The following is a 13,512-nucleotide window of genomic DNA, read 5'->3' on the forward strand; positions in this document are numbered from 1 at the left end:
CCATCGCCGCACGCGATTGGGCAAACGTGTCAGTGTAGCCCGCCGTTGGTATTATCAGGCGCTCTGAGGCCACCCGGTCAGTTCGTCGCGGAGCGTGCCTTAGAGCGTTTTCCAGCGAGGTGGTTGCCGGCTCGCGTGAAGAAGATGCGACGACATAAGAAGATCGAGCATTTTTCGTGATCCGAGGATCATGGAAAATGCTCTAGCGTTCCGCCTCGCCCGCCGGCTTGGCGGCCCAGGCCGGGTCCTGACGGATCACAGCGGTCTCGTGCCGGTCCTGCCAGCCCTCGATGCCCTCGGGAAACCAGTGCACCGCCGCGTAGCCCGCGCGCACGAGGCGCTTGCCGGCGTTCCAGCTTCCCCAGCAATCGGGATGACAGAAGGTGATGACGGGCCGGGCCTTGTCGCCGCCGGTCAGCGCCTCCACGCGCTTGAGGAACAAGGCCTCGCGGACGGGGTCGAGCGGCGCGGCGCCGGCATCCGGCATCCAGACCGCGCCCGGCACCGAGCGGTGCGCCGGCAGCCATGGCCGGTTCTCCGGAAAGCCTGCGGGCTTCCTGTCGGCCACCGCCACGTCGATCAGCACCGGGTGCTGAGCCATCAATGCGTCGAGGCCGTCGATGTCGAGGACGACGGCGCCCTGAAGGATCTTGGGCGTGTAGCCCGCCTGCGGACCCTCGTGCAGCCCGTCGGGCTCGGGCACGTTCACCGGCGAATCGGCCGGTGCCGCACCCGCGAGGAGGCCGGCTGCCAGGAATGCGGCGCCTGCGCGCAGGAGCCGATCGGTGATCGCGGTGCCCATCAGTTGCTCGGCGTCGGCGCGCTGAAGCTGCGCTCCCAGTAGCCGCCCTGGCTGTCCGACGCCGCCACGGTGATCGGCTTGCCCGGCTCGGGACGAAGGCCGAAGTTGATCACCGGGTTCGAGGCGATGGAGATGTCGCCGTCCATGGTGAAGACGGTCTTGTCGCCCGCGGTGACGACGAGCTTGTTGATGTAGCGCGCGGGCGTGTAGTCGCGGGTCACTTGGTTCATCTGCATGCCCGAGAAGTTCGGGTGGCGGATCATCAGGGTGGCCTCCACCGGCTTTCCGGGCTGCGCCTCGCCGGAAAACTTCATCCGCATGTCGCCCATGCCCTTCATCGCCTCCTCGTCGCTCATGCCCATCGGCGCGGAGCAGCCGCCCGATGCCTTCACGAACTTGGTCGCCTCGTAGAGCCCGCCCTCTGGGGTCTCGGCGACGGCGTGAACGTTGGTGTAGTTGTTCACCCGCACACGGAGCTGCAGTTCGCCCGGGTCCGCGGCCGGACCGAAGACGAAGTGTGCGGCGTAAGGGGACGGATTGTCGTCGATCACGAAGTGCACTGCCTTGATCCGGTCCTTCTCCGGCATGGTCAGGGTGATCGGCACCAGCGCCGCGTCCAGGGCGCGGGCGGGCGCATCGACCTTGATCAGGCTGTCGGTCGCCTCGATCTTGCGGTCGCCGAACACCAACTGGGCAATCTCCTTCCAACGGGCTGCGCGCTCGGCGTCACTGTCCGACGCGCCAGCGGCGCGGGCGGGGCCCGCGAGGATGGCGGTCGACAGGATCAGGCCGAGACCGAGCGAGGTGAGCGTCTTCATGTCGTTCCTCCGCATAGCAAGATAAATCATCCGTGAGCTCATTCCCACTCGAGTTCCTTGTAGGCCACGGTGACGTTGCGGCCGTTGTAGCTGTCGAACAGATCCCACTTGCCGCGCTCCGACTGCGCGACGGTCTTCACCGCCTTCTCGATCGAGCCGTCGGCGGCGATCATGGCGCGGGTCTCGTCGCGCAACGTCGTCAGGTAGCGCGTCATGTCCGCGAGCGCGGGCGCGAGGTCGACGCTGACCGGTCCGTGGCCGGGCACCGCACGGGACGCGCCGGACGCCTTGAGCCTGTCCGCCTCTCTGAGCCAGCCGTTCAGGTTGCCGTCGAGCGAGGGGATGCGGCCGACGAACAGCAGGTCGGCGGGAAACAACAGGCCGCTGGCGCTGTCAGTCATCGACAGGTCGCAGGCGGTGTGGGCCGGCCCGTGCGCGGTGAAGCGCAGCGTGCGGTCGCCGAGATCGATCTCGGCCCCGTCCGTCACGGCCTGGGTCGGGTAGACGACGGGCCCGGCCTTGTCGGCGCCGAGGATGTCGGCGAGCCGCTGCCGGTAATAGGCTCCACGTGCGTCGAGCGCCTCGCGCAGCCGTGCGTGGCCGATGATGTTGGGTTGGTCGGCCGCGAAGGCGGAGGCGCCGAAGCAGTGGTCCGGGTGGACGTGGGTGAGCACCACGTGGCGGATCGGCCTGTCGGTCCGCTTCACGATCTCCGCGCGCAGCCACTCGCCGTCGGCGCGGCTCCCGCCGGTCTCCGTCACCAGCACGCCGTCGCGGCCGACGATGAAGCCGGTGTTGGCGATGGCATCGTTGTTCTCAGGCGCCGCCTCGGCGTTCGGTCCGCGACGCATGAAGATGCCCGGACCGACCTCCTCCATGGTGAAGGCCTCGGCCGAGAAGCCGAGCCGCGGCAGGCAGCACAGGCAGAAGCCCCCGAACAAGGCTGCCCGGCGGGAGAGAACCGTGCTCACGCCACGGCACCCGTCGGAACGGCGCCATCCTGGCAGCACTCTGCTTCCGCCATGCCGAAACCTCCCGGAACTATTCTTCCAACCATCTAGTAGGTAGATTTTAGTGCCGTCAAGTGGCAAAGCGGGAAACGCGCTCCCCTCGGCGCACGATCCCTCCGCAGGTTTTCGACGACGATGCGAGACACCCGCGCCGAGTTGCTGATGCAGGCCGAGACGCTGGTGCGGAGCCGGGGCTATTCCGGCTTCAGCTACGCCGACCTCGCCGGAGCGGTCGGCATCCGCAAGGCGAGCATCCATCATCATTTCCGGACGAAGGCGGATCTCGGCGCGGCCCTCATTGGAACTTACGCGGCGCGCTACGATGCGGCGCTCGCAGCGATCCTGGTCGCCCACCCGGCGGGCATCGACCGGATCGAGGCCTACGGACGGCTGTATCTCGGCGGCGTCGAGCAGGGCCTCGGCTGCCTCTGCGCGGCGCTCGCGACGGAGGGCGATGCCCTGCCCGAACGCCTGCGCCGCGACGTCGTCGGGTTCTTCGAGGGACATCTCGGCTGGCTCGATCGGGTTCTCCGCGCGGGCCAGGCCGACGGCAGCATCCGCGCCGAGATCGAGCCCGCGTCCCACGCGCGCTTCGTCGTCGCGACGCTGGAGGGGGCGCTGCTCATGGAGCGCATGCTCGGTGGACCGAAGGCGTTCGAGGGGACGCTGAGAGCATTGGCCGACAGCCTGCGCTGAGCCGACCCGCGACGGACCGGACGGAGGAGCCGTCGCATCACCGGCAATCCTCGATTGTACAGGATGGGCGATGCGCAGGCCACGGCTGAACTTATCTTCGTGCCTCCCTATCTCGCTTCTCAACATCTTGAGATGAGGCTTCTCAGGCGGAGAATTAGGAGATTGTTGAGCTTGTTCTTTCAGCTTGGCCACTCAATTTGCCGCCTCACCCAGAGCTGAGCCTCATGAGCACCGCCGCCTTGAAAATCCGCGGCTCGTCCCCGAGCCGCACGGAGGACGCAGCTCCCACCCTGCCGACGATCTCGGCGCTGACGGCCGGGGTGAACCGGGTCGCGCAGGAGAAGATCGGCCGCATCCAGCAGATCACCGCCCGGGCGAAGATACTCGCGCTCAACGCGCTCATCGAGGCCGCCCGCGCAGGCGAGCACGGACGCGGCTTCTCGGTGGTGGCCCAGGAGGTCCGGGGGATCGGAGCCGAGATCGAGGCTCTGGCGCGCGAACTGGAGACGCAGCTCTCCGGGCGCATCGTCGAGTTGCAGAACGCGGTGAGCGCGATGGCCGTTCAGGCCCAGGACGCGCGCTTGGTCGACCTCGCCCTGAACGCCGTCGAACTCATCGACCGCAACCTCTACGAGCGGACCTGCGACGTGCGCTGGTGGGCGACCGACGCGGCGGTGGTCGCCTGCGCGGCCGAACCGGGCGACGCGGCGGCGGCCTACGCCTGCGAGCGGCTGGGCGTCATCCTCTCCGCCTACACGGTCTACCTGGATCTCTGGCTGTGCGACCGCAACGGCATCGTCCTGGCGACCGGCAGGCCTGACCGCTACCCGGGGGTGCTCGGCCGGAGCGTCGCGGACGAACCGTGGTTCCGGGAGGCGGCCGCCCTGCGCAGCGGGGACGACTACGTGTCCGCCAATGTGCGGCGGGAGAAGCGCCTCGGCGATGCGCAGGTGGCCACCTACTGCGCGAGCATCCGCGAGGGCGGCCGGGTCGACGGGCCGTCCTGCGGCGTCCTCGCGATCCACTTCGACTGGGAGCCGCAGGCGCGGGCGATCGTGGCGGGCGTGCGGGTCGCGCCGGAGGATCGTGCGCGCACGCGGGTCCTGCTCGTGGATGCGAACCGGCGCGTCCTGGCGGCCTCGGACGATCGCGGTGCGCTCAGCGAGACCCTGGCCGTCGATCCGAAGGAACTCGCCAGCGGCGCCGAGCGGGACGCGAAGGGGGGCGTCACGGCCTTCCACCGCACGCCCGGCTACGAGACCTACCGCGGGCTCGGATGGTACGGGATGATCGTTCAGGCCGCCGGGTGAGACATCCGCGGGCGGCGGCGGACTACGCCGCGCCGCGCGGGTCGGACACCCCCGGTTCCCCCGTGATGAACCGCGCGTAGCCGGCAGCCCGCAGCGCGCAGGCCGGACAGGTGCCGCAGCCGTAGCCCCAGGCGTGGCGCTGCCCGCGCTCGCCGAGGTAGCAGGTGTGGCTGTCCTCGACGATCAGGTCGACGAGCGCCCGCCCGCCGAGGGTCTCGGCCAAGCGCCACGTCTCGGCCTTGTCGAGCCACATCAGCGGGGTGTGCAGCACGAAGCGCCGCGCTATGCCGAGGTTGAGCGCCACCTGCAGCGCCTTGATGGTGTCGTCGCGGCAATCCGGATAGCCGGAATAGTCGGTCTCGCACATGCCGCCGACGATGTGGCGCAAGTCCCGCCGGTAGGCGAGCGCGGCGGCGAAGGTGAGGAAGACGAGGTTGCGACCCGGCACGAAGGTGTTAGGCAGCCCATTCGCCTCGAAGCCGATCGCGCTCTCCCGGGTCAGCGCCGTCTCGGAGACCTGTCCCAGCGCATCGAGGGCAAGCGTGTGGTCCTCGCCGAGGCGCGGCATCCAGGCCGGCTCGATCCGGATCAGCCCGTTGCGAAGCGTCGTCCGGCCGTCGAGCTCGATCCGGTGGCGCTGGCCGTAATCGAAGCCCAGGGTCTCGACGTGCGCGAACCGGTCGAGCGCCCAGGCGAGGCAGGTGGCGGAATCCTGCCCGCCCGAGAACAGGACGAGGGCGCGCCCGTCAGTCACCCGCGAACTCCGCCCAGGACATCGGCGTCTCGAACACGGTCACGGCGCAAAGGCCCCGCAGGCCGCCCTTCGCGCGGTGCCAGATCCAGGCCGCGATGGTCTCGGCGGTCGGAGTGTCCAACCCCTCGACCTCGTTGAGGCCGTGGTGGGCCTCGGGCACGTTCGGCAGGCGGTGGACCGCCTCAACGGTGAAGGCCTGCGTGATCTTCATGCGCTTACCCGTCGGTCCGCCCGGACACGCCGGCCTGCGCGAAGGTCGCCATGTCGCGGTGGCAACCGAGCGCGCCCTTCAGCACGCCGATCGCCATCCCGGCGCCCGAGCCCTCGCCCAGCCGCATGCCCAGCGCCAGCAGCGGCACGAGCCCTAAGCGCTCAAGCACCTCGGCGTGGACGCCCTCGGCGGAGACGTGCCCCGCGAGGCAGTGGTCGAGGGCGTGCGGGTCGATCGCGTGCAGCACGGCGGCCGCCGCGGTGGCGGCGTAGCCGTCGAGCACCACCGGCACCCGCTGGAGCCGGGCGGCGAGGATCGCGCCGGCCATCGCCGCCACCTCGCGTCCGCCGAGGCGGCGCAGCACCTCGAGCGGATCGTCGAGGTGGCCGGCGTGGTGATCCAGGGCCGCCTCCACCGCCGCGACCTTGCGCGCGAGCCCGGCCGCGTCGACGCCGGTGCCGCGCCCGACCCAGTGGGCCGCCTCGCCGCCCAGCAGCGCCGCGTAGAGCGCCGCGGCGATCGTGGTGTTGCCGATCCCCATCTCGCCGATGCCGACGCAGTCGGTGCCGGCCGCGACCGCCTCCATGCCGAAGGCCATCGTCGCGACGCAGGCCTTCTCGTCGAGGGCCGGCCCCTCGGCGATGTCGCCGGTCGGCAGGTCGATGGCGAGGTCGAACACCTTGAAGCCGAGGCCGTAGGCGGCGCAGATCTGGTTGATCGCGGCCCCGCCCGCGGCGAAGTTGTCGAGCATTTGCCGGTTGACCGCGTCGGGGTAGGCGGAGACGCCGCGCCGCGTGACCCCGTGGCTGCCGGCGAAGACGCAGACGAGCGGCCGGTCCAGCGTCGGCATCGCCTTGCCCTGCCACGCGCCGAGCCATGCGACGAGGTGCTCCAGCCGCCCGAGCGCGCCCGCGGGCTTGGTCAGGCTCGCCTCGCGCCGGGCGATCGCCTCGGTCGCGTCACGGTCCGGTCCGGGCATGGTCTCGATCAGGCGGCGGATATCCGCGAACGGGCTGTCGTCGGTCATCGTGTCGGGGCGTCCGAAGAAATCGTGTGGGCGACCGCCAACCGGGTGCGGGCACCGTTCCGCGGCGAGCTATAGTCGTCGTGCGGGCAAGGGTGAAGGCTGGGACGATGGCGGGCGAACCGTTGGGCGGCGAGGCCGACTGGCCGGGACGCGGCCTGCTGCACGATCTGGCCGCGTGCCTGCGGTTCTACTCGCGCCTGCCGGTGCCGCGCCTGCTCGGCGAGCCCGAGCCGCACGCGGCACCGGACTTCCGGACCGCTCCGCGGATGCTGCCGCTCGCCGGGCTGATCCTTGCGCTTCCCCCGGCCCTGATCCTGATCGCCGGCTGGCGGATCGGCCTCGGCCCGTTCGTCGCCGCGACGCTGGCCGTCGCGGTCGGGGTGCTGCTGACCGGCGCCCTGCACGAGGACGGGCTCGCCGACGTGGCCGACGGCTTCGGCGGAGGCGCGACACCGGAGCGCAGGCTGGAGATCATGCGAGACAGCCGGATCGGCGCCTACGGCGGCGTCGCGCTGGTGCTCGCCCTGGCGCTCAGGATCGGTGCGCTGGCGACGCTGCTCGACCGCACCGGCATCGCCGCCGCGGTCGCGATGGTCCTGGCTGCGGTTCTTTCCCGCGTGGCGGCGCTGGCACCGATGGTGATGCTGCGTCCTGTCCGCCCCGAGGGCCTCTCGGCCGCGGTCGGTCGCCCGGGCACGGCGACGCTCGCCGTCGCGGTGGGCTCGGGCCTGATCCTGGCGCTGCTGACCCTGCCCTTCGGCGTGCCGTTCCTCGGGATCGTCGGGATGGTGGCGCTGGCGCTCGCCGCCGCCCTGGCCGTGACCCGGATCGCTCGGGCGAAGATCGGCGGGCAGACCGGAGACGTGGTCGGAGCCTGCCAGCAGTTGGCCGAGATCGGCGCGCTGCTGGGGCTGCTCACCGTGGTCTAGACTTGATTGCGGCGGCCTCCACCGGGCATGAGGCCGCGATGAGCGCGCCCTCTTCCAGAAAACCTTCGAGCCCCTGCACGAAGGTCTGCGTGCTCGACGAACCAAGCGGCCTCTGCGTGGGCTGCGGCCGGACCGGCGACGAGATCGCGCTGTGGGGCTCGATGTCGGATGTTGAGCGGCGCGCGGTCATGGCGGAGCTCGAAGCACGGCTGCGCGCGAACGCTCTCTGGCCGGCGAAGGCACCGGCTCGGCGATGAGCGTCTATCTCGGTCTCGGCGCGCTCGTCGTCGTGGTTGGGGTTCTCGTCCTCACCGACGGCAGCAGCATCGGCGGCATGATCGAGCCCGATCAGCTCGCCTCCCTGGCATGGATGGGCACCATCCTGACCCTGGTCGTCGCCGGGTACTGGCGCCACTTCCGCGGTGCGCCGGGCGCGAACCTGCGCGGGCTCTCCGCCTGGGTCGGAATCGGCCTCGCCTGCGTCGTCGGGTACGCCTACCGCGACCAGATCCAGGACGTGCGGGACCGGGTGATGGGCAACCTGCGTCCCGGTTCGGCCATCGTGGGCTCCGGCGGCACCGTCACCATCACGCGGCGCGCGGACGGCGCGTTCCGGGTCGACGCGCAGGTCAACGGGCGGACGCAGTCCTTCGCCTTCGACACCGGCGCGAGCGCGGTGGTGCTGACGGCCGAGAACGCGGTCGCGCTCGGCATCCGGCCCTCCGAGACCGAGTTCAGCGCTCGGGTGTCCACCGCCAACGGCACGGCGCTCGCCGCTCCGATCTACCTCGACGCGCTCGGCATCGGTCCGATCACCGAGCGGCGCGTTCCCGCCCTGGTCGCCCGGCCGGGGGCGCTCGACGGCAACCTGCTCGGGCAGAGCTTCCTGACGCGGCTTCCCGGCTACGAGGTCCGCGGCGACCGCCTGATCCTTCGGGGACGCTGAGGCGTCACGCCGCGCGGCGCTCCGGTACCTCGCGCGATACCAGCGCCACCGCCGCGCGCAGCGTCGCGAGGTCGGCGTCGTCCCGCGTGCCCACCGTCGAGAGGTGCCGGCGGAACGCCCGCGCCCCGGGCCGGCCGTTGAACAGGCCGAGCATGTGCCGGGTCATCGCGTGCAGGCACTCGCCGCGGGCCAGCGCATCCGCGACGTAAGTGCCATAGGCCTCGACCGCGGCGAAGGCGTCCGCGACCGGCGCGGCTTGCCCGAACAGCTCCGGATCGACGGCGATCAGGCCCGCCGGGTCGCCATAGGCGGCGCGCCCCATCATCACCCCGTCGAGGTTGACCAGATGGGACTTGGCGTCCGCGACCGTCCCGATGCCGCCGTTGAGCGCGACCGCCAGATCGGGCCGCGCCCGCTTGAGGCGGACGACGCGGGCGTAGTCGAGGGGCGGCACGTCGCGGTTCTCCTTGGGCGAGAGACCCCGGAGCCAAGCCTTCCGCGCATGCACGATCAGGCCGTCGACGCCGGCCGCGACCACGGCGTCCGCCAGGGCGTCGAGGGCTTCCTCCGGGTCCTGGTCGTCGACGCCGAGCCGGCACTTGACCGTCACCGGCACCCGCACCGCCGCCTTCATCGCCGCGACGCAAGTGCCGACATGGACGGGCTCGCGCATCAGGCAGGCGCCGAAGCGCCCGTCCTGAACCCGGTCGGACGGACAGCCGACGTTGAGGTTGACCTCGTCGTAGCCGAACCCTTCCGCAATCCGTGCGGCCTCGGCGAGGTCGGCCGGATCGGAGCCGCCGAGCTGGACCGCGACTGGGTGCTCGATGCGCGAGAACCCGAGCAGGCGCGCGCGCGGACCGTGCAGCACCGCGCCGGTGGTCACCATCTCGGTGTAGAGCCGCGCGCGCTTCGACAGGGTGCGGTGGAACGCCCGGCAGTGCCGATCGGTCCAGTCCATCATCGGAGCGACGGAGAAGCGCAGATCCTCGGGCGTCATGCGTGAGGCTTCATTGGGCGGTTGGGGAAGCCTCAGTGATCGTGGCCGTGCGGCGCATGCCCATGGCCGTGCCCGTGATCGTCGTGGGCATGCGCGTGGTCGTGGTGGTCGTGCGCGTGGTCGTGGCCGCAGGTGCTGTGATCGTGCGCCATGCGCTCGGGGCGGAACGCCCGCGTCACCGCGCTCGCGGTGCAGCCCTGGCCGCGGACGAGCTCCGCGGTGGCGGCCGAGGCCGGGACGTGGAGCACGTCCGCCCCGATCTCGGCCGGAACGTGGTTGCCGCCGAGCTGCCACGCGAGGCGCATCAGGCGGGCGGGGTTCTCGGCGCGCACCTCCAGCAGCGCTTCCGGCGCGGCGCGCACCGCGACGAGGCGGCCGTCGTCGAGGCGCAGGGCGTCGCCGTCCTCGAGCGCGGCGGCCTTGGCGAGCGCCAGATCGACGTGCACGCCGCCCGCCGTGTGGAGGTGCCCGTACCCGGCTTGGCGCCCGGCATGGTCGAGGCTGATCGTGTCGATGACCGCGTCGGGGCGGACTGCGGCCCTGCGGACGATCGTGGTGGCTCTCGGCATGGCATCCTCTCAGGGCGGTTCCGGCGCGCGGGACCGGACCGCTGCTACGTGACATCGACGACTTCGCCTGCGCAGGCTCTTACCCTGCCCGGCGCCCCGTGCCGAGGGGCTTCCGCGCGCAGCACCCCCGTGGTGGGGCGATCAGCGGGAGCCCGCCGACGCCGGATGACCGACGCTCGATCCAGCCCTGAAATGGAACCTTGCCGATCCTGGATGGAACCTTGACCGTCGGATGTGCATTTTCCGTCCTAAACGGCTAAGCTCCAACCGCGCCGTCACCACGGCGAAGCGCCGGACCGGATGCACAAGGGAGTCTCGGACCCATGAACAAGCTCATCGCCGCCGTGCTCGCGGGCACCCTCGTCCTGTCGGTCGGCGCCTGCAACACCCCCGAGGACCGCGCGCTGGGCGGCGCCGGCCTCGGTGCGCTGGCCGGCGCCGCGATCGGCGGGGCCGCGACGGGACGCGCCGGCGGGGCGCTCGCCGGTGCCGCGATCGGCGGCGCGAGCGGTGCAATCATCGGCGCCTCGACGGCCCCGCGCTGCCCCTACGGCACCTACCGCGACGCCTACGGCGACATCTACTGCCGCTGAGCGATCACGCGGACCGCATCGGCCGCAGGCCCAAGGGTCGGAGCCTGAGCGCACCGGCCCTTCCGTGCTGCGGGGACAGCCTGTATCCCGACGGCCTGTGGCCGTGCGGGCATGGTCCCGCCGGCATCCCCAAGCAGGCTCCGCCGGTGACCGTGCCGATCCCCTCGAAGACCAGCCCGGCGATCCGATGACGTCGGGGATCTGGGGCAAGCTCGGCGGCGTCGGCCTCGGCATGGCGATCGGCGGCCCGCTCGGGGCGCTGGCGGGGGGCGTGGCCGGGCACTACCTTGTCGACCGCGAGGGCGCCCCGTTCGGCCCGACGCCGCGCGACGTGGTGTTCACCACCGGCCTCGTGGCGCTCGCCGCCAAGATGGCGAAGTCCGACGGCGTGGTGACGCCCTCCGAGGTCGAGGCGTTCGGCAAGGTGGTGCAGGTCGAGGCCTCCGAGCGGGCGGGCGTCGTGCGCCTGTTCGACCTCGCCAAGGCCACGACCAGCGGCTTCGAGGCCTACGCCCGCCAACTCGCGCACGCCTTCCACGACGAGCCGTCGCTGCTCGAGGACGTGCTCGACGGCCTGTTCCACATCGCCACCGCCGACGGGGCGATCCACGAGGCGGAGGAGGCGTACCTGCGGGCGGTGGCCGAGATCTTCGGCTTCACGGATGGCGGGTTCCGCCGCATCGCCGCCCGGCACGTGCGCCTCGCGGACGATCCCTACCTGATCCTCGGACTGGAGCACGGGGCGGACGCGGCGGCGGTGAAGGCGCGCCACCGCGCGCTGGTCGGCGAGAACCACCCCGACCGGGCGATCGCCCGCGGCCTGCCGCCGGAGGCGGTGGCGATTGCCACCCGGCGGCTCGCAGCGATCAACGCGGCCCACGACCGGATCGCGGCCGAGCGAGGCCTGCCGTGAGGCCCGACAGCCCGGTCGCGCGCCGCGTCATCCCCTCCCCGAACCATGGCGAGCGGGTCGGCTCGCGGCCGGACATGCTGATCCTGCACTACACCGGCATGGCCGGCGCGGCAGCGGCCCTGCAGCGCCTCGCCGATCCGATCGCCGAGGTCTCGGCCCACTACGTCGTGCTGGAGGACGGGACCGTGGTTCAGATGGTGCCGGAGGGCCGTCGCGCGTGGCACGCGGGCCTTGCGTCCTGGCACGGCGAGCGGGACGTGAACTCCCGCTCGCTCGGGGTCGAGATCGTCCATCCCGGCCATGCCGGTGGCCTGCCGCCCTATCCCGAGGCGCAGATGACGGCGGTGATCGCGCTCGCCCGCGACCTCGTCGCGCGCTGGTCGATCCCGGCCGAACGGGTGCTGGCGCACTCCGACATCGCGCCCGACCGCAAGGAGGATCCGGGCGAGACCTTTCCGTGGGCGCGGCTGGCCGCCGCGGGCGTCGGCCATCTCGTGCCCGAGGCCCCGTTGCGCGACGGTCGCTTCTTCGCGCCGGGTGATTCCGGGCCGCCGATTGCGGCGCTCCAGGCGATGCTGGCGCTCTACGGCTACGATCAGCCGGTGACGGGGACCTTCGATGGCCCGATGCAGGCCGTCGTCACCGCCTTCCAGCGCCACTTCCGTCAGGTCCGTGTCGACGGCATCGCGGACGCCTCGACCATCACCACGCTGCGCGACCTGATCGCGGCCCTGCCGCCCCGATCCTGACGCGCGGGCGCGGGGCCGTCACGCCCGTCCCCGCGCGTTCGCATCCCGCGCCACGGCCGCGTGCGCGTCGCCGCGCGTGCGCCACAGGCTGTAGAGGATGCCGATCGTCAGCAGGACCACCGTGACCGCGAGCGAAACCCACGGCGGCACGGACACGAGGCCGAGCGTGTCGGCCACGACGATCTTGGTGCCGATGAAGATCAGGATGAAGGCCAGCGCCGTCTTCAGGTAGGCGAACCGGTCGACCATGGCGGCCAGCGCGAAGTAGAGCGCGCGCAACCCCAGAATCGCGAAGATGTTGGAGGTGTAGACCACGAAGGTGTCGGTGGTGATCGCGAAGATCGCCGGCACGCTGTCGACGGCGAAGATCACGTCGGCGCCGTTGACCAGCACCAGCGCGAGCGCCAGCGGCGTGAGCCAGAGCGCGGTCCTGCCGGTCGTCGGGTCGGCTCTGCGCACCAGGAAGCTCCGACCGTGCAGGTCCGGCGTGATGCGAAGCCGGCGGCGCAGCCACCGCACCGCGGCGTTGTCCCGGATGTCGCCCGCGTCCTCCTCCCGGGAAAACAGCATCTTCAGGCCGGCGTAGATCAGGAAGGCGGCAAACAGCGACAGCACCCAGGCGGCCTGATGCACCAGCGCGGCGCCGAGCCCGATCATCAGGCCGCGCAGCAGCACGGCGCCCAGGATGCCCCAGACCAGCACCCGGTGCTGGGCGGAAAGCGGGATGCCCAGGGCCGATAGGATGACGGCGATGACGAAGACGTTGTCCATCGACAGCGACTTCTCGACCACGAGGCCGGTGACGTATTCCTGGGCGGGCTGAGCCCCGAGGTACCACCAGATCCATCCGCCGAAGGCGAGTCCGAGGCTGAAGTAGAACGCCGTCAGCAGGAGGCTCTCCCGGACGCCGATCTCGTGGTCCGCGTCGCGGTGGAGCAGGCCGAGATCGAAGGCCAGCAGCGCCGCGACCAGGGCGTGGAACCCGAGCCACATCCAGATCGGCTTGCCGAGCCATTCGACGTACAGGAGATCGACCATGCGGGACCGTGATGCTTCGCGCGAAGGAAAGCATCGGCTCCGACATCACGGAAGCTAAGGGAGGTGCATTCCGCCAGAGGGGCCCGCAGCCGATGGGCGCGAGTTAGAGGTGTGAACACGGCGAATCAAGGGCGCGCGTGACCGGAG

17 protein-coding genes are annotated in these 13,512 nt (G+C 71.4%); 8 read left to right on the forward strand and 9 right to left on the reverse strand.

Translation table 11 applies throughout. The features are described from left to right. Positions 1-202: 202 nt before the first annotated feature. Genes ACFE8Y_RS17600 through ACFE8Y_RS17610 form a run of 3 tightly spaced genes read right to left on the reverse strand, consistent with a single transcriptional unit; the run spans position 203 to position 2,591 of the window. Positions 203-802: a rhodanese-like domain-containing protein gene (locus ACFE8Y_RS17600; RefSeq protein WP_375465679.1), complete on the reverse strand. Its 600-nt coding sequence runs from the start codon at positions 800-802 to the stop codon at positions 203-205. Continuing rightward, positions 802-1,620, reverse strand: coding sequence for a quinoprotein dehydrogenase-associated SoxYZ-like carrier (locus tag ACFE8Y_RS17605; protein ID WP_375465680.1), 819 nt, complete (start codon positions 1,618-1,620; stop codon positions 802-804). Before ACFE8Y_RS17605 ends, ACFE8Y_RS17600 begins: the two co-directional genes overlap by 1 nt. 38 nt (positions 1,621-1,658) lie before the next feature. Beyond that, positions 1,659-2,591: a quinoprotein relay system zinc metallohydrolase 2 gene (locus ACFE8Y_RS17610; protein ID WP_375465681.1), complete on the reverse strand. Its 933-nt coding sequence runs from the start codon at positions 2,589-2,591 to the stop codon at positions 1,659-1,661. Between the two features lie 174 nt (positions 2,592-2,765). Here ACFE8Y_RS17610 and ACFE8Y_RS17615 point away from each other — a divergent pair, with 174 nt between their 5' ends. Both ACFE8Y_RS17615 and ACFE8Y_RS17620 read left to right on the forward strand, forming a co-directional pair. Further along, positions 2,766-3,326 carry a TetR/AcrR family transcriptional regulator gene (locus ACFE8Y_RS17615; RefSeq protein ID WP_375465682.1) on the forward strand — a complete coding sequence of 187 codons (561 nt, stop codon included), beginning with the start codon at positions 2,766-2,768 and terminating at the stop codon, positions 3,324-3,326. 224 nt (positions 3,327-3,550) lie between these two features. Next, complete coding sequence (locus ACFE8Y_RS17620) at positions 3,551-4,636, forward strand: methyl-accepting chemotaxis protein (RefSeq protein WP_375465683.1); 1,086 nt, start codon at positions 3,551-3,553, stop codon at positions 4,634-4,636. A gap of 22 nt (positions 4,637-4,658) precedes the next feature. Here ACFE8Y_RS17620 and queC read toward each other — a convergent pair whose 3' ends face one another. Genes queC through cobT form a run of 3 tightly spaced genes read right to left on the reverse strand, consistent with a single transcriptional unit; the run spans position 4,659 to position 6,628 of the window. Beyond that, on the reverse strand, positions 4,659-5,390 hold the full coding sequence (gene queC, locus ACFE8Y_RS17625) for a 7-cyano-7-deazaguanine synthase QueC (RefSeq protein ID WP_375465684.1): 732 nt from the start codon (positions 5,388-5,390) through the stop codon (positions 4,659-4,661). Further along, on the reverse strand, positions 5,383-5,601 hold the full coding sequence (locus ACFE8Y_RS17630; RefSeq protein ID WP_375465685.1) for a 6-pyruvoyl tetrahydropterin synthase family protein: 219 nt from the start codon (positions 5,599-5,601) through the stop codon (positions 5,383-5,385). The genes queC and ACFE8Y_RS17630 overlap by 8 nt, the downstream gene beginning before the upstream one ends. A 4-nt stretch (positions 5,602-5,605) precedes the next feature. Then, a complete protein-coding gene (cobT, locus tag ACFE8Y_RS17635; RefSeq protein WP_375465686.1) occupies positions 5,606-6,628 on the reverse strand; it encodes a nicotinate-nucleotide--dimethylbenzimidazole phosphoribosyltransferase in 1,023 nt (340 codons plus the stop codon). Positions 6,629-6,735: 107 nt separating this feature from the next. On the opposite strand from cobT, the gene cobS reads away from it, so the two are divergent. From cobS to ACFE8Y_RS17650, 3 genes are read left to right on the forward strand one after another with little or no spacing between them, the layout of a single operon-like run. Continuing rightward, complete coding sequence (cobS, locus tag ACFE8Y_RS17640) at positions 6,736-7,557, forward strand: adenosylcobinamide-GDP ribazoletransferase (protein WP_375465687.1); 822 nt, start codon at positions 6,736-6,738, stop codon at positions 7,555-7,557. Positions 7,558-7,595: 38 nt separating this feature from the next. After that, the gene (locus ACFE8Y_RS17645; protein ID WP_375465688.1) at positions 7,596-7,814 is read left to right on the forward strand and encodes a DUF1289 domain-containing protein; all 219 of its coding nucleotides are present in this window, start codon (positions 7,596-7,598) and stop codon (positions 7,812-7,814) included. Continuing rightward, the gene (locus ACFE8Y_RS17650; protein WP_375465689.1) at positions 7,811-8,503 is read left to right on the forward strand and encodes a TIGR02281 family clan AA aspartic protease; all 693 of its coding nucleotides are present in this window, start codon (positions 7,811-7,813) and stop codon (positions 8,501-8,503) included. Before ACFE8Y_RS17645 ends, ACFE8Y_RS17650 begins: the two co-directional genes overlap by 4 nt. Before the next feature lie 4 nt (positions 8,504-8,507). Here ACFE8Y_RS17650 and dusA read toward each other — a convergent pair whose 3' ends face one another. Continuing rightward, a complete protein-coding gene (gene dusA, locus ACFE8Y_RS17655) occupies positions 8,508-9,503 on the reverse strand; it encodes a tRNA dihydrouridine(20/20a) synthase DusA (RefSeq protein WP_375465690.1) in 996 nt (331 codons plus the stop codon). A 32-nt stretch (positions 9,504-9,535) separates the two neighbouring features. Continuing rightward, complete coding sequence (locus ACFE8Y_RS17660; RefSeq protein ID WP_375465691.1) at positions 9,536-10,072, reverse strand: urease accessory protein UreE; 537 nt, start codon at positions 10,070-10,072, stop codon at positions 9,536-9,538. Between the two features lie 323 nt (positions 10,073-10,395). Here ACFE8Y_RS17660 and ACFE8Y_RS17665 point away from each other — a divergent pair, with 323 nt between their 5' ends. The 3 genes from ACFE8Y_RS17665 (at position 10,396) to ACFE8Y_RS17675 (ending at position 12,327) form a co-directional block, all read left to right on the forward strand. Then, on the forward strand, positions 10,396-10,665 hold the full coding sequence (locus ACFE8Y_RS17665) for a hypothetical protein (RefSeq protein WP_375465692.1): 270 nt from the start codon (positions 10,396-10,398) through the stop codon (positions 10,663-10,665). A 187-nt stretch (positions 10,666-10,852) separates the two neighbouring features. After that, complete coding sequence (locus ACFE8Y_RS17670; RefSeq protein WP_375465693.1) at positions 10,853-11,578, forward strand: TerB family tellurite resistance protein; 726 nt, start codon at positions 10,853-10,855, stop codon at positions 11,576-11,578. After that, positions 11,575-12,327 (forward strand): N-acetylmuramoyl-L-alanine amidase, encoded by a 753-nt coding sequence (locus ACFE8Y_RS17675; RefSeq protein ID WP_375465694.1) that lies wholly within the window; start codon positions 11,575-11,577, stop codon positions 12,325-12,327. Before ACFE8Y_RS17670 ends, ACFE8Y_RS17675 begins: the two co-directional genes overlap by 4 nt. Positions 12,328-12,345: 18 nt before the next feature. Here the strand turns inward: ACFE8Y_RS17675 and ACFE8Y_RS17680 are convergent, their stop codons facing one another. Then, entirely contained in the window at positions 12,346-13,365 is a 1,020-nt protein-coding gene (locus ACFE8Y_RS17680; protein WP_375465695.1) for a TerC family protein, read from the reverse strand. Between the last annotated feature and the right edge of the window lie 147 nt (positions 13,366-13,512).

This window comes from uncultured Methylobacterium sp. (assembly GCF_964242245.1).
In the GTDB taxonomy this organism is placed as follows: domain Bacteria; phylum Pseudomonadota; class Alphaproteobacteria; order Rhizobiales; family Beijerinckiaceae; genus Methylobacterium.